This is a genomic window from Wolbachia endosymbiont of Ctenocephalides felis wCfeJ, assembly GCF_012277315.1.
Lineage (GTDB): Bacteria > Pseudomonadota > Alphaproteobacteria > Rickettsiales > Anaplasmataceae > Wolbachia.
This window is the reverse complement of sequence record NZ_CP051157.1, coordinates 675,856-699,965: the sequence shown is the minus strand read 5'-3', so window position 1 is coordinate 699,965 and position 24,110 is coordinate 675,856. Positions and strand designations below refer to the sequence as shown.

At 36.6% G+C, this 24,110-nt stretch carries 17 protein-coding genes and 2 rRNA genes; 7 read left to right on the top strand and 12 right to left on the bottom strand.

The window, feature by feature from the left end; genetic code table 11:
• Nucleotides 1-499: 499 nt before the first annotated feature.
• The 4 genes from fsa to pstC form a co-directional block, all read right to left on the bottom strand.
• A complete protein-coding gene (gene fsa, locus HF196_RS03370) occupies nucleotides 500-1,144 on the bottom strand; it encodes a fructose-6-phosphate aldolase (RefSeq protein ID WP_168455809.1) in 645 nt (214 codons plus the stop codon).
• Nucleotides 1,145-1,181: 37 nt separating this feature from the next.
• Complete coding sequence (locus HF196_RS03365) at nucleotides 1,182-1,514, bottom strand: F0F1 ATP synthase subunit delta/epsilon (protein WP_168455808.1); 333 nt, start codon at nucleotides 1,512-1,514, stop codon at nucleotides 1,182-1,184.
• Nucleotides 1,515-1,519: 5 nt separating this feature from the next.
• Complete coding sequence (atpD, locus tag HF196_RS03360; protein WP_168455807.1) at nucleotides 1,520-2,962, bottom strand: F0F1 ATP synthase subunit beta; 1,443 nt, start codon at nucleotides 2,960-2,962, stop codon at nucleotides 1,520-1,522.
• Between the two features lie 114 nt (nucleotides 2,963-3,076).
• The gene (gene pstC / locus HF196_RS03355) at nucleotides 3,077-4,171 is read right to left on the bottom strand and encodes a phosphate ABC transporter permease subunit PstC (RefSeq protein WP_168455806.1); all 1,095 of its coding nucleotides are present in this window, start codon (nucleotides 4,169-4,171) and stop codon (nucleotides 3,077-3,079) included.
• 127 nt (nucleotides 4,172-4,298) lie between these two features.
• On the opposite strand from pstC, the gene rpmH reads away from it, so the two are divergent.
• The 3 genes from rpmH to HF196_RS03340 all read left to right on the top strand — a co-directional run bounded on the left by rpmH (nucleotide 4,299) and on the right by HF196_RS03340 (nucleotide 5,092).
• A complete protein-coding gene (gene rpmH / locus HF196_RS03350; RefSeq protein ID WP_011256888.1) occupies nucleotides 4,299-4,433 on the top strand; it encodes a 50S ribosomal protein L34 in 135 nt (44 codons plus the stop codon).
• 4 nt (nucleotides 4,434-4,437) lie between these two features.
• Nucleotides 4,438-4,785: a ribonuclease P protein component gene (gene rnpA / locus HF196_RS03345; RefSeq protein ID WP_369799948.1), complete on the top strand. Its 348-nt coding sequence runs from the start codon at nucleotides 4,438-4,440 to the stop codon at nucleotides 4,783-4,785.
• Nucleotides 4,786-4,873: 88 nt separating this feature from the next.
• On the top strand, nucleotides 4,874-5,092 hold the full coding sequence (locus HF196_RS03340) for a hypothetical protein (protein ID WP_168455262.1): 219 nt from the start codon (nucleotides 4,874-4,876) through the stop codon (nucleotides 5,090-5,092).
• Between the two features lie 17 nt (nucleotides 5,093-5,109).
• Here HF196_RS03340 and rrf read toward each other — a convergent pair.
• Nucleotides 5,110-5,216: ribosomal RNA gene (gene rrf / locus HF196_RS03335) — 5S ribosomal RNA — on the bottom strand.
• A 59-nt stretch (nucleotides 5,217-5,275) separates the two neighbouring features.
• Nucleotides 5,276-8,065 (bottom strand): 23S ribosomal RNA (locus HF196_RS03330).
• 327 nt (nucleotides 8,066-8,392) lie between these two features.
• On the opposite strand from HF196_RS03330, the gene HF196_RS03325 reads away from it, so the two are divergent.
• The 3 genes from HF196_RS03325 to ruvX are packed head-to-tail and all read left to right on the top strand — an operon-like array spanning nucleotide 8,393 to nucleotide 11,772.
• Nucleotides 8,393-9,502 carry a methyltransferase gene (locus HF196_RS03325; RefSeq protein ID WP_168455805.1) on the top strand — a complete coding sequence of 370 codons (1,110 nt, stop codon included), beginning with the start codon at nucleotides 8,393-8,395 and terminating at the stop codon, nucleotides 9,500-9,502.
• 17 nt (nucleotides 9,503-9,519) lie between these two features.
• On the top strand, nucleotides 9,520-11,304 hold the full coding sequence (locus tag HF196_RS03320) for a ribonucleoside-diphosphate reductase subunit alpha (protein WP_168455804.1): 1,785 nt from the start codon (nucleotides 9,520-9,522) through the stop codon (nucleotides 11,302-11,304).
• Entirely contained in the window at nucleotides 11,305-11,772 is a 468-nt protein-coding gene (ruvX, locus tag HF196_RS03315) for a Holliday junction resolvase RuvX (RefSeq protein ID WP_168455803.1), read from the top strand.
• 130 nt (nucleotides 11,773-11,902) lie between these two features.
• On the opposite strand, the gene uvrC is transcribed toward ruvX, so the two are convergent.
• From uvrC to mutS, 5 genes are all read right to left on the bottom strand, one after another.
• Nucleotides 11,903-13,708, bottom strand: coding sequence for an excinuclease ABC subunit UvrC (gene uvrC, locus HF196_RS03310; protein WP_369799932.1), 1,806 nt, complete (start codon nucleotides 13,706-13,708; stop codon nucleotides 11,903-11,905).
• 8 nt (nucleotides 13,709-13,716) lie between these two features.
• Nucleotides 13,717-15,822 carry a glycine--tRNA ligase subunit beta gene (glyS, locus tag HF196_RS03305; protein ID WP_168455802.1) on the bottom strand — a complete coding sequence of 702 codons (2,106 nt, stop codon included), beginning with the start codon at nucleotides 15,820-15,822 and terminating at the stop codon, nucleotides 13,717-13,719.
• Between the two features lie 3 nt (nucleotides 15,823-15,825).
• The gene (locus HF196_RS03300) at nucleotides 15,826-16,665 is read right to left on the bottom strand and encodes a glycine--tRNA ligase subunit alpha (RefSeq protein WP_168455801.1); all 840 of its coding nucleotides are present in this window, start codon (nucleotides 16,663-16,665) and stop codon (nucleotides 15,826-15,828) included.
• A 44-nt stretch (nucleotides 16,666-16,709) separates the two neighbouring features.
• A complete protein-coding gene (locus tag HF196_RS03295; RefSeq protein WP_168455800.1) occupies nucleotides 16,710-17,465 on the bottom strand; it encodes a phosphatidylglycerophosphatase in 756 nt (251 codons plus the stop codon).
• Nucleotides 17,466-17,648: 183 nt separating this feature from the next.
• Complete coding sequence (gene mutS, locus HF196_RS03290; protein WP_168455799.1) at nucleotides 17,649-20,177, bottom strand: DNA mismatch repair protein MutS; 2,529 nt, start codon at nucleotides 20,175-20,177, stop codon at nucleotides 17,649-17,651.
• A 452-nt stretch (nucleotides 20,178-20,629) separates the two neighbouring features.
• Here mutS and HF196_RS03285 point away from each other — a divergent pair, with 452 nt between their 5' ends.
• Nucleotides 20,630-21,223: a hypothetical protein gene (locus HF196_RS03285; protein WP_168455798.1), complete on the top strand. Its 594-nt coding sequence runs from the start codon at nucleotides 20,630-20,632 to the stop codon at nucleotides 21,221-21,223.
• On the opposite strand, the gene secA is transcribed toward HF196_RS03285, so the two are convergent.
• Nucleotides 21,207-23,867 (bottom strand): preprotein translocase subunit SecA, encoded by a 2,661-nt coding sequence (gene secA, locus HF196_RS03280; protein ID WP_168455797.1) that lies wholly within the window; start codon nucleotides 23,865-23,867, stop codon nucleotides 21,207-21,209. The genes HF196_RS03285 and secA overlap by 17 nt on opposite strands.
• Nucleotides 23,868-24,110: the final 243 nt, after the last annotated feature.

Below are 24,110 nucleotides of genomic sequence, written 5' to 3'. Positions count from 1 at the left end.
GTGTATCTTCTTCAGTGCATGTAGGTGCACATGCATGCTTATTTCTGTCGTATGCGCGCTGCATTTTTCCTGGATCTTTCTTATAAGAGGTTCATCATGTCTACAATTCTGAAATATGCGTATCATTAGCTTGAGTATAAATAAAAATTAGATGGCGTCTTTGGCTTTTAACATAAAATATAGTTGATTGGCTAAAAAGATAACCATAGAATGAAAGTAAATTAATGGTGTTATTCTAGTTTAAGCATGCAGCTATACAAACATTGTGCTACTATGAAGACGTTATCCCAGTATCAACTACTTGAATTTTTGCTTTAATACTAGCATATTGGCTATGCCATGACTTTTGGATAATTTAATGGTAAAAATTTTTGAGAGAAATGTTATACACAATCACTAGCGTTTTTCCTTAAGTTAACACTATTATCTGAATGGATACCGTAAAATGGCTAAGATTACTACAGGGTTTTTGTGCCTTTTAGCAAATTTCTACAACTGCCTATTGTTTTGTACTCCAGTCTTTTTCAAATATTGCCAGCCCCTGGTTGGTAAGCGGATGATTAAGTAATTGTTTAAGTACCTTTGCTGGCACAGTAATTGAATCGGCACCAAGCCTTGCAGCCTCTATTACATGTGTTGGGCTTCTCACTGATGCAACAAGAATTTTAGTATCAAAGCCGTAATTAGAATATATAGTGCATATATCTTCTACTAGTGATAAGCCATCATAGCCTATATCATCAAGACGACCAACAAAAGGGGAAATAAAACAAGCACCGGCCTTAGCGGCAAGCAGTGCTTGTCCAGGAGAAAAACATAATGTAATGTTAACAGGTATTTTATGCTGTGTCCACAACTTTTTACAAGAAATTAACCCTTCACGTGTAAGAGGCAATTTTACTACAATATTGCCAGCAATTTCTGCCAACCTAAGTCCTTCTTCAATCATATCCTCATGATTATTGGCAACAACTTCCACACTAACAGACCCTTTTACAACAGAGCATATTTCACCTATTAAATCTTCGTATTTATCTTTACGCCCAGATTTTGCTATCAAAGAAGGATTAGTTGTTATGCCATCAATGAACTCTTTTAGTTCATTAATTTCCTTTAAATTAACGCTATCAAGAAAAATTTCCATACTACTCCCCCATTAACAAACAACGTACAATAAAAACTTACTGACTTAGATAATTCAACTGCATGTTTATCCTTTTGCTCTTGCACAATTCCTCATCATGAACTGCACAATCAAAAACCTGCACTTGACTTGTCACAATACTACAACTATTACCTGCAACTTCCAACACACCGTTATCCACTACAACTTTTTCTTCTTTTCGACTACTCATCTTAACAGTAATTACGCCAGGCAATAAATAAATTAAGTAAGGAGAATGATGAGCTAAAACCATAAGCTCACCCTCGAGACCATTTACTGAAAGAGAAATCACTCTATTGAATGAAATTTGATTATCAGGAGAAAAAAATTGCACTTTGAAGGTGTTCATAATCTCTAATTTTTAGCCCCAACTTTAGCTTCAGCCTTTATTAATTCAGCCTTTTCTATTGCTTCATCTATATTTCCTACCATATAAAACGCAGCCTCTGGTAAGTGGTCATACTTGCCTTCAACAATCCCTTTAAAACTGGAAACCGTATCGGAAAGTGAAACAAATTTACCAGGCATACCAGTAAATATTTCTGCAACGTGAAAAGGTTGAGAGAGAAACTTCTGAATTTTACGCGCCCTATCAACAGTAATTTTATCCTCATCAGATAGTTCATCCATACCAAGTATTGCAATAATATCTTGCAGTGATTTATAAGTCTGCAATATACGCTTCACCTCAGAAGCCACCTTATAATGCTCTTCACCAATGATTTCAGCAGACAAAGACTGAGAAGTTGAATCAAGTGGATCAACAGCAGGGTATATCCCCATTTCAGCTATCTGCCTTGATAACACCGTGGTTGCATCAAGGTGAGAGAATGTGGTTGCAGGAGCCGGATCAGTTAAATCATCTGCAGGAACATATATCGCCTGCACAGAAGTAATGGAACCTGAAGTAGTTGAAGCTATTCTCTCTTGCATTGCACCCATATCGGTTGCAAGGGTTGGCTGATAACCAACAGCCGAAGGTATTCTTCCAAGTAAAGCAGAAAGTTCAGAACCAGCTTGCGTAAAACGGAAGATATTATCCACAAAAAATAAAACATCTTGGTTTTCACGATCACGAAAATACTCTGCCATAGTTAAAGCTGTTAAAGCAACCCTAGCTCTAGCCCCGGGAGGCTCATTCATCTGACCATAAACCAAAACAGCTTGAGATTTTTCATGTTCATTTACATTTATTACATTTGAAGTAACCATCTCGTGATAAAGGTCATTACCTTCACGTGTCCTCTCCCCTACCCCAGCAAACACGGAAAATCCTTTGTGGGCTTTTGCAATATTGTTAATTAATTCCATTATTAGAACTGTTTTACCAACACCAGCTCCACCAAATAAACCAATTTTTCCCCCTTTAAGGTAAGGTGCAAGAAGATCTATAACTTTTATTCCCGTAACTAAAACTTCTTCCTGTATTTTCTGTTCGGTAAAACTTGGAGGTGCTCTGTGTATAGATTCTAAATCATACTTTCCTTTCAGTGGACCACACTCATCTATAAGTTCTCCTACAACATTAAAAATTCTTCCTAAAGTTGAACGTCCAACCGGAACTGATATTGGTGCACATGTATCGACAAACTCATCATCTCTTGATACACCATCTGTGCTATCCATAGCAATACAACGGACTATATTGTCGCCTATATGCTGTGAAACTTCTAAAACCAGCTCCTTGCCCTTATATTTTAGTTTGCTTTTTAAAGCATTAAATATTTTAGGTAGTTCACCTTCAAACTTTAAATCAATAACTGCTTGAGTTACCTTAACTGTTCTACCTGTATTCATCTTTTTATTTTTTTATCACCTAACACTATAATTTTACAAAGAAGCTCCCTACAAAACTTCCTAAGAAAATAAATCTTATATCATTAATGGAAATTTTGCAACATTAAAACGTTCCTAATTACGCTTTATTATAAACAATGCAAATGCATTTAACAGCCAAGTAATAATAAATAACACTAAACTGAGAGCATAAGCAGCAAGTGTTTGCACACTACTGAAATCCTGATCCCCAGTAAGTAACGTAGCTATCTGTACAGTAATGGTAGTAACTGAATTGAGAGGATTAAAAGTTAAGTTTGAGTTGATTCCTACAGCCATCAACACAATCATTGTTTCACCTATTACTCTCGAAACTGACAATAAAATTGCACTTAAAATTGTAGGCATTGCATAAGGTATCGTTATGTGCCATATAGTTTCTGCTGGGGTTGCTCCCAATGCCATAAAACCATAACGCAAGCTCTTTGGCACAGACCTGATAGCATCTTCTAATAAAGAAATAATAAAAGGAAGAATCATTATCCCAATCGATAAACCAGCAACCAAGGCACTCTCTGAGTGTATATTTAAACCAAAGAAATTCGCTATTCGTTTCACAGCAGAAGATAAAAATACAACTGAGAAATACCCATAGACAACTGTAGGAATAGCAGATAAAACTTGTAAAGTTGTATTAGCAATATAACGTACTTTCCCACTCGCATATTCACTAATATATATCGCAGAAAACAAACCAAGTGGAACAGCAATGAACATCGCTACAATGGTTATAACTAATGTACCAACCAAAAGCGGGGCTATACCAAAACATCCTACCTTTTCTTTACCAATAGTTACTACATTGTGACTCCACTTTAAACAAAATAAGAACTCTGAAATAGATACTTTTTTAAAAAATTCAACAGACTGAGTAAGAATAGATAGCATTATAAATAAAGTGATAAAAAATGATACGGCAAGAGCCACAAACAATAAAAACTTGATTATCTTATTCCTCTTACTTTTAAAGATAAAAGCAAACATGAGAAAAAGTAATGCTATAGAAATAGGAGTAACAAAATAATTGTTATAGAGCATCAATAACCAAGTCAATGTCCATATACAACTAAGACATAAATAAGCTTTAATCTTATCTACTCGTTGAAGCTTACTAAAGCAGAACAAAAGAATTAGTAGTATAGGTAAAAGGATTATTGTCAATGAATTCATCTACTCACATATTGAATCTTATTTTACGAAAGTACAATTTTAAAGAACATTCAATATATTATAATGCAACCATCATTTGACAATAAAGCAAAATAATTTAAAATGACTAATTATATTTATAAAAATAATGAAGAGAACATTTCAACCTAAAAATTTGATAAGGAAACGCAGGCACGGCTTCCGCTCACGCATGGCAACAAGAGCTGGAAGAAAGATACTTAATAGGCGTCGCTCATTAGGATGCAAAAAATTATGTGCATAGTTAAATTATCGAGCATAAAAAAAAAGATTTTTCATTTGCTTTCAAAAATAAACTAGCACCTGGCAGTATTTTTTATCGTGGGTTCTACATATCATTATATGCCATAAAAGAGAGAGAACCAGAAAGGCATCTCTATACCATTAGAATAGGTCTGGTTGTTAGCAAAAAAACTGGAAAAGCAACAAAAAGAAACAAAATCAAAAGACGATTACGAGCACTTACCAAAGCCAGTATACTCAATATAAGTAACACTGGATACTACTACATAATAATAGCTCACAGAAACATTATGCAAGCAAGCTATAAAAACTTACAAAAAGACCTAACTATTTGCTTAAAAAAAATAAAATAAAAAAAATCTCAATTAAGGTATTTACAACTATATTATTTATGATAACATAAGTAAAATTTTTAAAGATGGTTAATAGGTGTGGTGTTTTATGGTAGAAAGTAGCTTCTATAAATATAAAGAGTCTTACTATCGTACACAGTGGGGATTAGCATTTGAACAAGGTCAGTATTTAGAGCAAAAAAGTCAATATTTACAGCAAAGTGACCACCGTTTAAATCAAGAATTGGCACAAAGCCCTAGATCATTATTATTAAAATCAAGTATAAAAATGTTGCTTGAAGGAATTAGCAACAAAGGAAGAAGTTAAGAAAAAAATTTTTATAAACTTGGCAGCGACCTACTCTCCCTTTTCAAGTACCATCAGCGCTAAAAAGTTTCACTTCCGAGTTCGAGATGAGATCGGGTGTTTCATTTTTGCTATAGCCACCAAGTCAATAAAAATTTTTAATCTCAATTATAATATTTAACACTGCATATACACATACAGAAAGCAAATAAATCAATCAGGCTATTAGTACTAGTTAGCTTCACATGTTACCATGCTTCCACACCTAGCCTATCAACGTGGTAGTCTCCCACGGCCTTAATTGGGAAATCTTTTTGAAGAGGGTTTCTTGCTTATATGCTTTCAGCAATTATCCCATCTATACATAGCTACCCAGCAATGCTATTGGCATAACAGCTGGTACACCAGAGGTATATCCATCTCGGTCCTCTCGTACTAGAGTCAGATCTTCTCAAATTTCCTTCACCCGCGGCAGATAGAAACCGAACTGTCTCACGACGTTCTAAACCCAACTCACGTATCACTTTAATCGGCGAACAGCCGAACCCTTGGGACCTTCTCCAGCCCCAGGATGTGATGAGTCGACATCGAGGTGCCAAACGGTGTCGTCGATATGAACTCTTGAACACCATCAGCCTGTTATCCCCGGCGTACCTTTTATCCGTTGAGCGATGACCCTTCCATACAGAATCACCGGATCACTATGACCGACTTTCGTCTCTGCTTGGCTTGTCAGCCTCGCAGTCAGGCAAGCTTGTGCCATTGTACTATCAAGCTGATTTCCGACCAGCTCTAGCTTACCTTCGCACGCCTCCGTTACTTTTTAGGAGGCGACCGCCCCAGTCAAACTACCCACCATACAATGTCCTAGTTTCAGATAATGAAACATAGTTAGATATCAAAAATGTGAAGGGTGGTATCTCAAGGTTGACTCCATTACAGCTAGCGCCATAACTTCAAAGTCTCCCACCTATCCTGCACATCACATTTTTAATAGCAATGTAAAGCTATAGTAAAGGTGCACGGGGTCTCTTCGTCTAACCGCGGGTACCCCGCATCTGCACGGGGAATTCAATTTCGCTGAATTGATGTTGGAGACAGTGGAGAAATCGTTACGCCATTCGTGCGGGTCGGAACTTACCCGACAAGGAATTTCGCTACCTTAGGACCGTCAGTGTTACGGCCGCCGTTTACTGGGGCTTCAATTTAGAGCTTGCACCCTTCCTATTAACCTTCCAGCACCGGGCAGGCGTCAGACCCTATACTTCCACTTACGTGTTTGCAGAGTCCTGTGTTTTTAGTAAACAGTCGCTACTCCCTATTTTGTGCCACCTACTAATAGTTGCCTAAAAGCAGGTTACCCTTCTTCCGAAGTTACAGGTACAATTTGCCGAGTTCCTTCAACATCATTCTTTCAACACCTTAGTATACTCTACCCATCCACCAGTGTCGGTTTACGGTACGGCCTCATAAATATAAGTGCTATTTCCTGGAGCTTCTTTTAAGCATAGGACAATCCAATAAGTCCTATACAAATACGAAACCCGTCACACTTAAGAGGTTCAGGAATATTAACCTGATTGCCATCGACTACTCCTTTACGGACTTGCCTTAGGAACCGACTAACCCTACGCAGATTAACTTAACGTAGGAACCCTTAGATTTTCGGTGAGAGTGTTTTTCACACTCTTTTACGCTACTTATGTCAGCATTCTCACTTCTGATATCTCCAGCAGTTTTCACAAACCACCTTCACAGACTTACAGAACGCTCCGCTACCGCGCCTATTGACCGAAATCAATAAGCACTCACATCTTCGGTATACAGCTTTAGCCCCGGTACATTTTCAGCGCAGAAAAACTTATTTAGACAAGTGAGCTGTTACGCTTTCTTTAAAGGATGGCTGCTTCCAAGCCAACCTCCTAGCTGTAATGGTTTTTCTACTTCCTTCCCCACTTAGCTGTAATTTTGGGACCTTAGATAGTGATCTGGGCTGTTTCCCTTTTCACCACGGACTTAGCACCCGCAGTGTGTCTGTTGTATAATTCATTATTGGTATTCGGAGTTTAGTTAGATTTGGTAAGACGGTGAATCCCCCTAGTCTATCCAGTGCTCTACCCCCAATAATATACATACAACGCTCTACCTAAATAGATTTCGCGGAGAACCAGCTATTTCCAAGTTTGATTGGCCTTTCACCCCTAATCACAACTCATCCAATAATGTTGCAACATTAACTGGTTCGATCCTCCAGTGTGTTTTACCACACCTTCAATCTGGTCATGACTAGATCACTTGGTTTCGGGTCTAATCCATAAAACTAAAACGCCCTATTAAGACTCGCTTTCGCTACGCCTACACCTAACGGCTTAAGCTTGCTTCATAGATTAACTCGCTGACCCATTATGCAAAAGGTACGCTGTCACTCTAATGTAAACAGCTACAAGATTACTCTTGCAGCAAAAACATAGAGCTCCAACTGTTTGTAAGCACTCGATTTCAGATTCTATTTCACTCCCCTCCCGGGGTTCTTTTCACCTTTCCCTCACGGTACTTGTTCACTATCGGTCGTCAAGGAGTATTTAGGCTTAGAGGATGGTCCCCCCACATTCAAACAGGGTTTCACGTGCCCCGCCCTACTCAAGGATTTAAAAACTTTCTACCTATACAGGACTATCACCTTCTATGGTTACACTTTCCAGAGTATTCTAATTCTTATTCTTAAATCACTAGCCTTTTCCGCTTTCGCTCGTCACTACTAACAGAATCTCGGTTGATTTCTTTTCCTTTGGTTACTTAGATATTTCAGTTCACCAAGTTTGCCTTACATATTGAACTAATATGCAATAACTAGCTAAGCTAGTTGGGTTTCCCCATTCGGAAATCTGCGGATCAAAATTTGTTGACAATTCCCCACAGCTTATCGCAGCCTGCCACGTCCTTCATCGCCTCTTGACGCCAAGGCATCCATCAAGTGCTCTTAATAATTTATTTACTCGACTATATGCAGAATATGCAGAGTTAAATATTATTGAAATTGAATTGAGATTAAATTAATCTCTACCATTAAACTTGTCAAACATCTCAAAACTAAATTAACTTCTTATATGTTATAAATTGATAAGTGATGTGTCAACGCTTTTTTATACAAAATATTTACTTACACTGATGACCATATATACTTAAGTAAATAAAATTTAGATCGGTGTTCAAACAGATCATGTACAATAAAAATCAATGAAAAAAATATTTCATGGTATAAAATGCTTTAAAAACCAGGTCTACTTAAAGATGATAGTAAACATCCAAGGTACTTAAAGTATGAAAGGTAATCTATCCTTTATAAAGGTTATTTTAAGTTTTATGTGTAAGCTAATCAGTATGTTTAACATTAAGAAAGCCAAACTATTTGCTGTAAATAAATGTAATGCTCTTTATAAGGAAGTAACAGCGCTTCTCGGAAAGTACAAAAATTTATTAAACACCAATATTGAAATCGGGTTATATCACTTTTATAAGGGTAACATATCAGATGCAAAGCTGAGATTTTGGTTGATCAGCATATTTTATTCTAATTTACCTATAGTTTGGTACAACATTGGAAGATGTCATTTTGCAATGGGAAATACCAATAAAGCTTATACTTATCTGACAAAAACATTAAAATTAGACAACGATTATGAAGAAGCATCCTACTACATAAAGAAAATGACAAACTTAGCACCTATTATAAAACTACCTACAAATCTCATAAAACAATATTTTGATTACACTGGTGAGTATTTCGTCGAGCATTGGTTAATTGCTAAACAATACAGAGGGCATGAGCTTATCCACACAGCAATTACAAAAATTTTTGATGATTCAACTTCTGCACTTGACATACTTGATCTTGGTTGTGGCACTGGAATATGTGGTCATTTCTTGAAAATAAATAATATTGGAAGTCGTATAATAGGAGTTGACATTTCAAACAGAATGCTAAATATTGCCAGAGGATGCTTTATCAAGGGTAAGCCCGTTTACAATGAGTTAATACACATGGAAATGACAGATTTCCTTAAGCAAGAAAAGAACTATCTCTATGATGTCATCATTTTTGCTGAAGTATTACATTACCTACATGACTTTCAAGCAGAATTAGAACTAGCAAAAAAGTCTATGAGTAAAAAAGGAGCAATCATATGTTTGATAAGAAGAAAGGAAGGTGGAGGTATTGACTTTGTAAACAAAGGAGATTACTTTCGTCATTCAGAAAGTTATGTACAGCGCGTTGCAAAAGAAATAAATATGCAAATAAGCTACATAAGTTATTGTAAAATATATGGAAGTCAGGTTGATGGCATCTTGTTTGCATTACAGCATCCACAAAAAAAACCGAAAAGCCTAACTCAAATCACTATTGCTCAAAGCAGTGTCTATGTACAATAAAATAAAAAGAGGAATTTATGAGTAATATTACTATTAATCACGAAAAAAACGGTAAATTGACCGACTTTGGAAAAGCAGTCCTATCGGACAGGTATCTGATAGAAAATGAAAGTTATCAAGATCTCTTTATACGTATTGCCAGCTACTATTGTGACAATGAGGAACATGCACAGCGTCTTTATGATTACATGAGCAACTTGTGGTTCATGCCTTCAACACCAATACTCAGTAATGGTGGCACCAATAGAGGGTTACCTATCTCCTGTTTCCTTAACGAAACTGAAGACAGCCTGCAGGGAATAGTTGATTTATGGAATGAAAATGTCTGGCTCGCTGCACGTGGAGGAGGTATAGGTAGTTATTGGGGAAATTTACGTTCAATTGGTGAAAGTGTAAAAGGCAGTGGTAAAACCTCAGGAATTGTACCATTTATTGTGGTGCAAAATGCTTTGACGCTTGCAATTAGTCAAGGATCTTTAAGAAGAGGCAGTTCGGCAGTCTATCTTTCTGTATCCCATCCAGAAATAGAAGAGTTTCTTGACATACGCAAACCAACAGGAGGTGACCCAAATCGCAAAGCATTAAATATACATCATGCCGTGATAGTCAATGATGAATTTATGCAAGCTGTCGAAAGAGATCTAGAATGGGATTTAATTAGCCCTCACAATAACAAAGTTATTTCAACCGTCAAAGCACGCGATATATGGATCAAAATACTAACAGCGAGAATTGAAACTGGAGAACCTTATATTATTTTTCTCGATGCAATAAATAATAATAAACCAGAACTTTACAAAAAACTTAATTTAGACATTAAGATGTCAAATCTGTGCAGTGAAATTACTTTAACTACAGGTTATGATCATCTAAATAAACCGCGCACTGCTGTATGCTGCCTATCATCAGTAAACCTTGAATACTACGAAGAATGGAAAGACAATAAAGTCTTCATAGAAGATATAATGCGTTTTCTTGACAATGTATTAGAGGATTTCATAAACAAAGCACCAAACGAAATACAGCGAGCAAAATATTCTGCAACAAGAGAGCGTAGTATCGGTCTTGGTGTTATGGGCTTTCACTCATTTTTACAAAGCAAAATAGTTCCCTTTGAATCAGTAACAGCACAACAGTGGAATAAAAAAATATTCAAGTACTTGCGTGAGCAAGTAGATATGGTTTCTAAAAAATTAGCAGAGGAAAAGGGAGCATGCCTTGATGCTAGAGAGATCAATCTAATGGAAAGGTTTACACACAAGCTTGCTATCGCCCCAACTGCTTCGATTTCCATCATTGCAGGCAACACTTCTCCCGGAATAGAACCATATGCAGCAAACGTATTTACGCAAAAGACATTGACAGGTTCATTTGTAGTGCGGAACAAGTTCTTGCAAAAGCTATTGGCAGAAAAAAATCAAGACAATGATAAAGTATGGTCATCAATTTCAACAAATGAAGGTTCTGTACAACATCTAGATTTCCTTAATGAGCATGAAAAATTAACATTCAAAACAGCGTACGAACTTGATCAAAGATGGATTATAGAACATGCAAGTGACAGAACTCCATACATCTGTCAGTCTCAATCAGTCAATTTGTTCTTACCTGCCAACGTACACAAACGCTATTTGCACAAAATACATATGCTTGCTTGGAAAAAAGGTCTGAAGAGTCTATATTACTGCAGATCACAATCAATGCAGAGAGCCGACAAGGTTTCACATGACATATTTAAAAAAAGTGAAATATTGCAGCAAAGAACAGATATTGATTACGATGAGTGTTTGTCATGTCAATAAATGCTACATAAAAATCCTGCTGAATTTTTAAAATCTATTCCAAAAGACAAGCGCATAATGTGCCTTGACATGGGAGAAAAGCGAATAGGCATAGCATTCAGTGATAAAACACAGCTCATAGCTACAGCTCATAGCGTATACAACAGAAAAAACATGAGCAAAGATTTAGGATATCTCAATAGAATATTCAAAAAAAATGAAGCTGGGTCAATAGTAATAGGACTACCACTAGAAACATACGAGCAAAGAAATGAATGGTGCGAAACCATAATCCAATTTGCAAACAAAATGATAAAAAAATATAAAGTAAATATATATTTGCAAGACGAGAGCTTATCAACATTTATTGCAACTTATACATTAAAGATTACTGGAATCTCAACTCAAAAATCGAAAAAAATAGACGATAAGATTTCCGCATGTATCATTCTGCAACGAGCGTTAGATAAGATAAATACAATTAAATAGTTTTCCAGCAAACAAAGTTTCCCTACGTCACACCTCCGTGGGCTGCCCACACGTAGCGGAACGATAAATTTACTGCTCTTCAAATCATCGGTAAATCTCAGCTACTTTAGCTACAGATGTGAGGACCTCATTAGCTATGATTCAAGTGTTTAAGCACAGCTTCTGCTAGCCCTTTACCAATTTTAGCTACGTTCTGAATTTCAGTTACAGAAGCTTTGCTTATATTTTCCACTGAACCAAAATGAGACATCAATGCACTTTTCCTCTTGCTGCCAATACCAGTTATTTTACTTAGCGATGAAGTAAAAAACTGTTTATCACGCTTTTTCCTATGTGAAGCGACTGCAAAACGATGAGCCTCATTGCGCAGCAATTGTAAATAAAGCATGACTTTGCTGTCACTTGCTAGAGTAAATTCTTTCCCATTTGGCATATAAAATCTTTCGTTTCCGGCATTCCGATAGGAGCCCTTTGCCATGCAAGCGAAAGGAACATTTATATTCAATATTTCTAATACATTTTGTACTATGGAAACATGCCCAGGCCCGCCATCAATCAATAGAAAATCAGGAATGATGTCCTTTATCTTGCCGGAGAAACGCCTGGTCAGCACTTCTCTCATCATTTTATAGTCATCACCCGAAATTTCTTCTTTTATAGTAAATTTTCTGTATTCACTTTTTAAAAAGCCTTCCTGCCCAGCAACAACCATAACACCAACTTGCTGATTTCCAGATATGTGGCTATTATCATAAACCTCGACACGCTTTGGAACATTTGGTAATGAGAAAACTTTGCTAAGCTCTTTAAGTTTTTCTAGACTACTTTTATAATCAGTAAGCTTCTGCTCCAAGCTATGCTGAGAATTATCACAAACGAATTTCAACAAATTATTTTCCTTTTTATTTTTTGCATGCAAAACTTTTATTGGTTTTTGAGTAACGTTACGTAGTGCCTGTTCAACGATCTCCTTGCCTGTAACAAAACCAGGAACATAAATTTGTACTGGAGGTACGTTAGCTGAATTATACAAATTGATCAAAAAGGTGGATAAAATTTCATCATTTGGGTAATCACTACAGTTTTCAACAAAGTAAGGAGTACTTCCATAGTTGTCTTTATTTCTAAACGATAATACACCAATGCATGCTAGATCTCCTTCACGTACAATGCTGAAAAAATCCGCATCTTTTTCAAAAGAAAAATCCATTGGCTGCATCTGAATTTGCTTAAGAAAGCCTACCCGATCTCTATACACAGCAGCAAGCTCATAGTTCTGCTCATTACTGTACTTTTCCATTGTAGAAAGCAACTGTTTCTCTACTGCATTGTTTCTTCCAAGCAATGTATCTCGTGCCTGTTTTACTGATTGGCAGTAGTCATCTTTCGTGATTTTATTCACGCACGGTGCTGAGCAGCGTTTAACTTGATACTCGAGACATGGTCTTTTTGTTGAAGAAAAATATCGATCTGAACATACCCTCAAAAGGAAAGCTTTTTGCAACGATAATATAGTCTGCTTAACAGCATCGGCAGATGGAAAGGGACCATAATAGTAAAACTCATCCTTTTTAAACTTGCTCCTGTATCGTGCTATTCTTGGATAATCGTGCTTGGAAATTGTTATATAAGGATAAGATTTTCCATCCTTGAGCACAATATTATAAGGCGGCTTTAATGATTTTATTAACTGCGCCTCGAGAAGCAGTGCATCCACTTCATTTTCAGTGAGAAAGGTCTTAACCTCAACAACCTGTGAAAGCATAACCTTGATCCGTTCAGAAAGGTTTTCATATCTAAGATAGCTAGATAATCTAGATTTTAAGTTTTTTGCTTTTCCAATGTATAAAACCTTATCCTTATCTCCTATCATCTTATATACGCCACAAGACTGTGGAGACAACTCGATTTGCTTTTTTATTGCCTGAACATTCACAACATCACTTATTGTTTAGCTTGTATAAGGTTAAAACATGCTACTGAATGAAAGATGGAAATAACACTCGCAAGTAAAGATAATCTATTTCTTCTCAGCTTATCAGAATCGCAGTTAATCTTTATACTGTCCATAAATCGATTGATAAGCGGAGCAAAACCAGCAAGTTTATCCAGTGCTGTATCAAAGTGACCATCTTTCATTGCCCGTTTAATGCTTTTACAAACAGCCATAGTATAACTTGATAGTGCTATTTCTTCACTATCAATCAAAAACTTCTTATTATAAGATATACTGTAAGTGGTATTGTCATTTTTTTCTGCTCTGCTGACTATGTTACTTACCCTCTTATAAGTACTGAGAATCTGCTCACCTTCTGGTGTATTAAGATAACGATCCAATATAACAGCTTGCTTCTCTGCTGCAAGCAGATCATCAACGTTGGCTTTACACAATATTGAATCTATAATACCTTGTTTTATACCTACATTTTTTAAAATAATCCTAAATCTTTCCAAGAAAAATTTGAGCACCAGTTCTGAAATTTGTTCTTCATCTAGCTTATTGAGTTGACCAACTGATGCTGTATCCCTAGCAAATGCAAGTCCTGAATATAAAGATATCGACTTGTCTATTAACAATCTAATTGGAGCATGCAAACTATTTTCAAGTATCGTTCTAATTACACCGATAGCCATTCTCCGCAAACCAAACTGATCATACGAACCAGAGATCTTTTCACCTGCTACAACTAATCCCACCAAACTATCCATCTTATCAGCAATGGATACAGCAATTGCAGTAGGAGATTTAGAACACTCTTGCTCTGCTCCAATTGGCTTGTAATGTTCTGTTATAGCTTCTACTATTTCTTCATCCTCTTGAAAGTAAGAAGCATAATATCCACCCATTATCCCTTGTAATTCTGGAAATTCTTTCACTACCAATGTTGCAAGATCTGCCTTTGCCAAATACGCAGCGCGCTCAACTTTAACCAGCGAAGCATGTGGAACAAATATAGCTATATACTTTGAGAGAGCTACAATACGTTTTACCTTTTCTCCAACGCTACCAAGATAAGCATGGAATAACATTGAGTCTAATTTTTTGACATAATGATCAAGATTTTCCTTTTTGTCCTGAGATATCAAAAACTGGGCATCAGCAAGACGCGCCTCCAATATTCTTTCGTGCCCTTTGATCACCTCGTCATTGTTAACATTGACAACGGTAACAAAGTGTGAAATTCTCTTTCGATTATTTAAGGCAAGGTATTTTTGCTGCGTATTAATTATGCTAAGAATTACTTCCTTCGGTAATCCAAATGACTTTTCTTGATTCACTTCACCAAACAGTACGATTGGCCACTCTATAAGCCCAGTTAATTCATTCAATAGATAATCGTTTTTTTCAAGTTGTAAATTCCGCTCTTGCGTAAATTTATTGATCTGATCCAGTATAAATTGTTTTCTTTTGTCTAGTTGGAGAATGACATTGTTTTTTTCTAGCAACTCAAAGTAGTCTTCAGGTGTTTCAGCAGTGAGTGCCGTACCACTTGAGAGAAATCTATGACCATATGTTGCATTACATGCTGTGACCCCTGCAAAAGACACAGGTATTACCTCAGCATCTAAAATACATACAATATTTTTAATTGGCCTAACCCATTTCTCTTTGCCTTCACCCCACCTCATGCTCTTCGGCCAAGAGAAATTTTTTAACATCTCTTCTAGCTGATTTTTTAGAAATGCTTTAATGTTAAATGAGCAAACATCCTTTTTAACGAAGTAAAAGTCCACACTATTCACTCTTCGCACAAACAAATCTTCTTCATTTTTTTGATGTTTTCTTAAAAAACCTTCAATGGCACTCTTTGACGCATTGACATTCGGTCCCTTAATTTCGTTATTAGAATCTATCAGCTCTGAAACACTTATACCATCAACAAAAAGAGTGATGCGACGTGCCGTTATAAAAACTTCTACAGATGCAAACTTTATATTATTTTTATTGAAAGCATTAGTAATATAACCCTTAACTTGAGCTGCAGCCAAATTCTGCATTCTGGATGGTATTTCTTCTGAAAGACATTCAAACAATAACCGTGACAGCATACGCTACTTACTCATATATAACTCACAACATTTTTTTGTTAGCTCTCTCACTCTGCCAATATACACTGTACGCTCATTCACACCAAGCACACCTCTTGCATCAAGCAGATTAAGTAGATGGCTGGTTTTAATACATTGGTCGTAAGCTGCTACCGGTAATTCTTTTTCAATAAGAAATTTACAAAGTTTTTCCGTGTCTTCAAATTGCTGCTGTACTACTTTAGTATCATAATAATCAAGCGCCAGGTGAGAAAATTCATACTCTCTTTGTTTAAAAATATCCCCATAAGTCACGCCGGTGTTGTTCCAAATTATATCGTAAACATTATCTACACCTTGTATGCACATCGCTAAACGTTCCAGCCCATATGCCACTTCACCAGGAATTATTCTACACTCAATACCTCCTACTTGCTGTATATAAGTAAGTTGTGTTACTTCCATTCCGTTACATGTAACCTCCCATCCGAGCCCTGATGCACCAACACTTGGATTTTCCCAATCATCTTCAATAAATTTAATATCATATCTTTCTGTGGATATGCCAAGAGCTTTTAAGCTACTTAAATAGACATCTTGCAAGTCATTCCCAGAAGGCTTTATTATCACTTGATATTGATGATGTTGATATAAGCGATTAGGGTTATCGCCATAGCGACCATCCGCAGGCCTAATAACTGGTTGTATATATGCAATTTTCGTTGGTCTTCCGTCAATCGCTGACATAATTGTTGCAGGATGCAACGTTCCAGCTCCAACTTCAGATGTGTACGGATGAAATATAGTACATCCCTCACCAGTCCAAAAATCTTGTAATTCTTTTATTATACTTTGTAGATCCACACAAACTGTACAACATTTATACTGAATATATAAGCAAACGGGTACTATTCAATCTTTATTTTCTTGATAGTGCTATGCAAATAGTCACTCAAGGCTGTTGAACTTTCTTTTGTATATTGAATTATGTTTTTATTTAGGGCAATTGCATCATGCATAGTTAAATCGCAGAATATAAACGCAGTTAAATACAGCAAAATTACCGCATAAAATGTATAAAAAATTCCCTCAAGTGTAATTGATATCGCATTGTTATAACCGAGTTGTATTATACTTATTGGCCAAGGCTTTATCACTTCCACAACATTAAAAAACGCATAAGGTATTATAAAGAAAAAGAACAAGTGCATAAAATCATTAAACCAAAAAGGACATTGAAGTATCTCTTTACATATACTTCCATATAACCTACTTATAGCATAATAAATTGACATTATTGCCGGCATCGAAAGCGCAATAGTCAGTACCTGTCCTGACGCTATTTGTATCACTATATTTTCACCACTGTTTGCTGAAGGATCTTGAACATGGAAAATAGATATCCCAACTAATTGCAGTACTAACATAACTATTGCTAACTTTGCAAAAACAGCAGCCATGATTATGCCTGAATATGGCATTTTATACAGTACAAAATCAATTCCGTATACGAGAACCAATGTAATATTGGTAATAAGTAATATTAAAAAAGAAGACCAATGATTCTGCCAACTTGGTAAATATCCTACTCCTAAAAAAGAACTCACTGTTTTAGCGGGAAAAATTTTACCTAACACTTTTTCTAGGGATGTAAAAACTTCCATACTTAAAATAATACTTAGTTGATAGGGTTATACTCTATTGTCACAAACTTATCAAGAGCTCAAAAAATGTATTGGAAGATTTTAAATATGTATACAATGATAGAAAAAACGCGTACTAAAAACTTGATAGCAGGATAATATCATACCGCCTTTAAACAAAGACCTGTAAAGTCAAGTAGCTAGTCAAGCCTTCAATTTCTCAAACACTTCACTTGCTCTTTCTAGTACAGAATCAGGAAAGCCGGCGAGTTTTGCTACATGTATTCCATATGACTCATCTGCAACACCCTCAACAACTTCATGGAGAAAGATTACCTCTCCGTTCCATTCCTTTATCTTCACACAAAAACATTTCACGTTCTTCAAGTATTTGCTTACTTTAGTTAGTTCATGATAATGAGTTGCAAAAATGGCGCGGCACTTGTTTACATTGTGAATATGTTCAATCACTGCCTGAGCAATAGATAAACCGTCATACACCCCTGTGCCTCTGCCAATTTCATCAAGTATCACCAAAGAACGATCTGTTGCCTGATTGATTATAGTTGCTGTTTCAATCATCTCTACCATGAAAGTGGAATAACCAGCTGTTATATTATCTGTTGCACCAACCCTGCTGAATATCTTGTCAATCACACCAATATGTGCACTATCTGCTGGCACAAATGACCCCATATGAGCTAAAATTGCGATGAGAGCGTTTTGCCTTAGAAAAGTGCTCTTTCCGGCCATATTAGGACCAGTGATTAGATGTATACCAGCTAAGTTGATGTTATTTGCGATAAACTTATCGTTAACTTCAACCACTGGGTGTCTTCCGCTGCAGATATTGAATTCTTTGCTGTTATCAACAATGGGTTTTACGTAATTATTTTGCACTGCGAGCTCTGCAAACGCAGTTCGGATATCAAGCTTTGCCAAGGCATTTACAGCAAGAGCAATCTTCTCAGATTCTTTAGCGATTTTACCACATAGTTCACTGAAAATTTTCATTTCTAAGCTGATTACAGCGTCACGTGCTGTGAGAATCTTATTCTCCAGTTCTTTCAATTCATTAGTAGTGTAGCGCATGCTATTTGCTAAGCTTTGCCTGTGAATGAATATGTCCGAGGTTAATTTATGATTTGCTGACACTTCAATGTAATAACCAAGGATGTTATTGTGCAATATTTTTAGTGCGGCAATGCCAGTCAGATCGCGATAAGATTCTCGGAGTTTGGTTATCAATTTGTTGCTATTGCTCAGCACATAGGATAACTCCGATAATTCTTGGTTATGTTGTGGATTGATAAATCCTCCTTCTTTTGCGGAACTTAGGTTATTGTCAAGTACAGCTTCGTTTAGAAGCTCAAACAGTTCCTCGTGATTGCCAAGGCTTTTATGTATTGTGCTAAGTTCACTCTCGTCACTGCTTGTTATCTGAGCAGTAGACACTGGCTCTTTTCCCTTTGATTCTGCTGTCAAGCACTGGAATGACATCTGAAGGTCAACTACTGATTTTTCACTTAAGTGATAATCATGTAAGGGATCTAGCTTGGATAGAAACTCGGACAACTCTAATGTTTTCCCAAGGCCTATTTTTAGTAGGTTCATGTCCTTTGGTGAGCCACGCCCTAACATTAAACGTGATAGTGACCTTTCAATATCTGGAATGTTAGATAATATCTCCCGTATTTTTTTGCGTGCTTCATAGCTATTTACAAAAAATTCAACGGTGCCAAGTCTTAAGTTAATCGCCTTAGGACAAGCAAGTGGTGAAGCGAGCATTTGTTTGAGCAGACGTCCGCCAGAAGCAGTCACTGTGTGATCAATAACTGAAATCAGTGAACCTTTTTTTTCGCCAAATTGAGTCGAAAACAACTCAAGATTTCTTCTTGCTGAAGCATCGATAAGCATGAAACTTTGTTGCCTGTAGGGCTTTGGCAGCTCAAGCCTTGGAATGGAACCCCTTTGCGTTACTCTGACATATTCAAGCAGCACACCGCATGCTATAATCTCTACTTTGCTGAAGTTTCCTATAACTCCAAGCTCTCTGATTTTGTAAAATTCGCACAGCGTTCTGTGAGACTTGTTATACTCAAAAAAACTTTGGGCATGCTGCGTAATCGATATTTTATAATTTTTTAAAATTGACCTGATTTTTTCATCCTCAGCTAGCTTCTCAGAAATTAATAATTCTTTTGGTGATATACGCAATAAATCGCTATCTAGGGCTTTCAAATTCGTTAAAGTGTGGAAAAATTTTCCCGTTGATAGCTCAAGCCAGCCAATAGCATACTCTCCATCTTGCTTAGCTATGGACGCAAGGTAATTATTGCTTTTATCCTCCAGCAGAGAGTCTTCGATAATTGTGCCTGGAGTTATAATTCGCACTATATCGCGCTTTACTATGGATTTATAGCCTCTCCTTTTTGCTTCATCAGCAGTTTCTAGTTGGTCACAAATTGCTACTTTGAACCCTAAATCGATTAGTTTGTGCAGGTAAGATTCACTACTGTGTGCTGGTACTCCACACATTGGTATGTCTTGCCCACATGAATTACCTCTCTTAGTGAGCACTATATTCAGCAGCTTTGCAGCTTTAACGGCATCATCGAAAAACAATTCATAAAAATCTCCCAGCCTATAAAACAACAGATGATCCTTATATTGGGCTTTCAGATTTAAATATTGCTCCATCACAGGAGTGTTTTTTTCTCTTACGAAGTTCATATTGTATCAGTGATAGCTTCAGATTTATCGTTATACATGGACAACATAGAATTCACATAGAAACCCTTACATACACAAAATAAGTTTTTCTAGAAATATATAATGGATCTCTTGTAGCCTCTTCTATAAACCATACTAAAATTATATCGAATTTTAACCCTTTGAAAAGTCTAAACTGCCATTCGCAAATTTTGTCCATAGCTTATACAAACATTTGTTTTGCCAAGGTAATTCGTACAACAAACGGTGTCATGAAAGTAGCTGTCACTAATAGGCTTCGTTGCATAGTAACTAAAAAACCTTGTGTAAAACAAAGTAAACGTTACTAAGCTGGGAACAATCAATCCTGTAAAATAAATTAATTGACATGCTATTTATAGCATATATAATGCTTATATAGATTTTAGTATACAAGATAAACCTAAAAAACTGTAAGTATAAAAAGGAGCAAAGTGTTTGGTTTAAATTATTTAATGATGGTGGGAATAGCAGCAATAACAGGAGCTATAATAAGCATTTTAATAGGTCTTGTATTGAGCACTTTGACTAGTCTTTCAACTATGATAATAGGTGGAATTGTCGGTGGTATCTCTGTAGTACCATTAATTGCAGCCCTCATTACAACTCCCCCATCTACAGATTCACACAACCGTAATATAAGCGAGTCATTAAAAACGATTATGTGCCTGGGTGGCTTATTTATCGGAAGTATTATAACTGGAATTGGTCTTGTGGCGTGTGGCATTACTCCAATAACCAAGTTAGATTCTTTATTGTCTCTGTCAACCACAGCGAACTCTTTGCTAATTATAGGAACTACAGCACTATTATTTCCAATTGTAGCTGCAATTGTAGCAGGCATTGCAATTAAGATCACCGAAGGAGTGAAGAAATATACATCTAATAAACCAACAAAGCCATCAGAAGAAGAACCTAAGTCTTCTCGACAAGTAGCACAAGAGCGTTTACCGGATAGCGAGTTAAGTGAAGTTAGCTGTGATAATATAAAAGACAAGCGGGTCACTGCTGCTAATTCACCACAGTAACCGCACCGTGGCAGTGTTTGTATTTTTTCCCAGAGTTGCAAGGGCATTTGTCATTTCTTGAAATTTTAGAGAAATTGTTCTTTTTAGCAGGATTCAACCTGCTACCTATTTCTTGGTGATCTGCAAGCTTAAAGTGTACTAGGCGATGAATGGTAAGCTCCTTCCACTTTTCAAGCATCGACTCAAACATCAAAAAAGCTTCACGTTTAAATTCATTTAGTGGGTCTTTTTGCCCCATAGCACGCAAACTTATGCTTTGTCTTAGACTCTCTAGAATCGAAAGGTGTTCTCTCCATAAATGATCGAGAGTCATGATCATCACTTGCTTGACTACCGTATTCCACAAATCCGTGGTTTGCTGACTATTGAAATATTTTTCCTTATCAGTAAAGAATTCTTTTGTTTTACCATTCATATAGCCCAAAGCTTCTTGTTTATTTAAGAACTTTGCCAAGTCCTCTTTGTTAAGAGTGATTCCATATCTCATATGAAATTCTTTGACAATATCGTCAACATAATCCTCATAATAACCACTTCGCACTATGTTTTCTATTACACCCTCATTTACTCCACTATACACTCCAAACAGATCATTGACTTCATTGCCTAAAATATGATTTCTCTGCTTAAAAATAACTCTGCGTTGGTTGTTGATTACGTCATCAAACTTAAGCAGAGATTTCCGCACGTCATAGTTTCGAGCTTCAACTTTCTTCTGCGCTTTCTCAAGTGCCTTATTGATCCATGGATGATGAATAGCTTCGTTGTTCTTTAGCCCCACTCTTTGCAAAAAACTTCTCATTCTATCAGAGCCAAATATTCTCATTAAATCATCTTCAAGCGACAAAAAGAACTTAGAAAGTCCAGGATCACCCTGACGACCGGAGCGACCACGTAATTGATCATCTATTCTCCTGCTTTCATGTCTTTCGGTTCCAACCACACATAAACCGCCAGCTTTTATAGCAATTTCCTTATCTTTTTTTACTCTTTCGATTATTTCTTGGTATTTTTTTTCTCTTTCATCAGCATTTTTTACCTTATTTAGCTCCACTTTTGCTATCATTTCAGCATTACCACCAAGCTGAATATCAGTTCCGCGTCCTGCCATGTTAGTTGCTATAGTAATGCTGCCTGGCACTCCAGCTTGCGCTATTATATACGCCTCTTGCTCGTGATAACGAGCGTTCAGCACTGAGTGCTTAAGAGAATGGCTTCGCAAAAGCGCAGAAAGTTTTTCAGAGTTTTCAATACTAACTGTGCCAACAAGAACTGGTTGAAGGCGTTTGTGGCATTCTTCTATAAACTTCAGCACAGCATGAAACTTTTCCTTTTCTGTGCCGTAAATTTCATCATCAACATCTATTCTCTTCACAGGCACATTAGTTGGAACTTTCACTACATTCAATCTATATATATCGCGAAACTCCTCCGCCTCTGTTGCTGCTGTCCCCGTCATACCAGAAAGTTTGTTATACATACGAAAGTAATTCTGAAATGTGACCGACGCCAAAGTTTGGTTTTCATGCTGAATTTCAAGATTCTCCTTCGCTTCAAGTGCTTGATGAAGACCATCGGAATATCTCCTGCCATCCATCATACGACCAGTAAACTCATCGATAATTATTACCTTGCCATCCTTTACTATATAATCTTTATCAGCAGTAAACAGCTTATGTGCACGCAATGCCTGGTCTATGTAGTGAGTCATTATCATGTTACCAGTATCATAAAGCGAGGAATTTTCAGGAATGAGATTATATGACCTAAGTAATGCCTCCACTCGCGAAATGCCATCTTCAGTGAGGAACACCGCCCTACCTTTTTCATCCACCTCATAATCAGAATCAACTAATTTGGTTACTATTTTGTTTATGTGCTTATATATCTGATTGTTTTCCTCAACTGGACCGGAAATAATAAGCGGAGTCCGCGCTTCGTCAATGAGTATGGAGTCTACTTCATCTACTATCGCATAATTGAAACCTCTTTGTACCATATCCTCTTGAGAAAATTTCATATTGTCCCGCAGGTAATCAAAGGCAAGTTCGTTGTTTGTTGAATATACAATATCTGCACTATAAGCCTCTTTTCTTTCTTCATCTGTCAAATTATTTGTAATGAATGCAACAGAAACTCCAAGAGAATTATATAATTTGCTCATCCACTCTGTGTCTCGTTTTGCAAGATAATCGTTAACAGTTACGACGTGTACGCCTTTCCCTTCTAAAGAATTAAGGTATGCAGCTAAAGTTGCAACGAGTGTCTTTCCCTCACCTGTTTTCATTTCTGATATCATGCCATTATGCAGCACCATTCCACCAATTAGCTGAACATCAAAATGTCTCATATTAAGGAATCGTCGAGAGGCTTCGCGCACAACCGCAAATGCAGGGACGAGAAGATCATTTAACGTTTTTCCATTTTTCAATTCTCGTTTGAATTCTCGAGTTTTACCAGCAAGCTCCTCATCAGATAAGCTCTGCATTTCTGTTTCTAATGTATTTATTTGCTGAACAATTTTTCTGAAGGACTTTATTATCTTTTTGTTTGTTGACCCAAATATCTTTCTTATAAAAAAGAATGACAACGTAAAAATGAAGAATATAAGAACAACTGTTAAAACTAACGTAGAATCTGACATAAACTTAAGTGTGCCTTATTTAATATGAGATTATATTACTAAATGCAGCCTGCAGCAATTACATATTAGATTTAGAAAATCTTTGGAAAGTCTTTTTTAAATCAAGAATTAAGAGCTTGCTAAGCAATTCCCATTTTTGAAGGCCTTCTACCAACATGTAAAGACTCTATTGCATTGTTTTAGGTGTTTGGTAATCTTTAATTCTAGATCAAACAAATTTATAGCAGCCTGTATGAGGTAACT

What these genes read in the sequence shown, in the direction of transcription:
- mutS (WP_168455799.1), bottom strand. Translation starts at nt 20,177, where the DNA reads ATGAACTTCGTAAGAGAAAAAAACACTCCTGTGATGGAGCAATATTTA.
- HF196_RS03365 (WP_168455808.1), bottom strand. Translation starts at nt 1,514, where the DNA reads ATGAACACCTTCAAAGTGCAATTTTTTTCTCCTGATAATCAAATTTCA.
- HF196_RS03325 (WP_168455805.1), top strand. Translation starts at nt 8,393, where the DNA reads ATGAAAGGTAATCTATCCTTTATAAAGGTTATTTTAAGTTTTATGTGT.
- HF196_RS03340 (WP_168455262.1), top strand. Translation starts at nt 4,874, where the DNA reads ATGGTAGAAAGTAGCTTCTATAAATATAAAGAGTCTTACTATCGTACA.
- pstC (WP_168455806.1), bottom strand. Translation starts at nt 4,171, where the DNA reads ATGAATTCATTGACAATAATCCTTTTACCTATACTACTAATTCTTTTG.
- HF196_RS03320 (WP_168455804.1), top strand. Translation starts at nt 9,520, where the DNA reads ATGAGTAATATTACTATTAATCACGAAAAAAACGGTAAATTGACCGAC.
- atpD (WP_168455807.1), bottom strand. Translation starts at nt 2,962, where the DNA reads ATGAATACAGGTAGAACAGTTAAGGTAACTCAAGCAGTTATTGATTTA.
- secA (WP_168455797.1), bottom strand. Translation starts at nt 23,867, where the DNA reads ATGTCAGATTCTACGTTAGTTTTAACAGTTGTTCTTATATTCTTCATT.
- rpmH (WP_011256888.1), top strand. Translation starts at nt 4,299, where the DNA reads ATGAAGAGAACATTTCAACCTAAAAATTTGATAAGGAAACGCAGGCAC.
- glyS (WP_168455802.1), bottom strand. Translation starts at nt 15,822, where the DNA reads ATGCTGTCACGGTTATTGTTTGAATGTCTTTCAGAAGAAATACCATCC.
- HF196_RS03295 (WP_168455800.1), bottom strand. Translation starts at nt 17,465, where the DNA reads ATGGAAGTTTTTACATCCCTAGAAAAAGTGTTAGGTAAAATTTTTCCC.
- ruvX (WP_168455803.1), top strand. Translation starts at nt 11,305, where the DNA reads ATGCTACATAAAAATCCTGCTGAATTTTTAAAATCTATTCCAAAAGAC.
- fsa (WP_168455809.1), bottom strand. Translation starts at nt 1,144, where the DNA reads ATGGAAATTTTTCTTGATAGCGTTAATTTAAAGGAAATTAATGAACTA.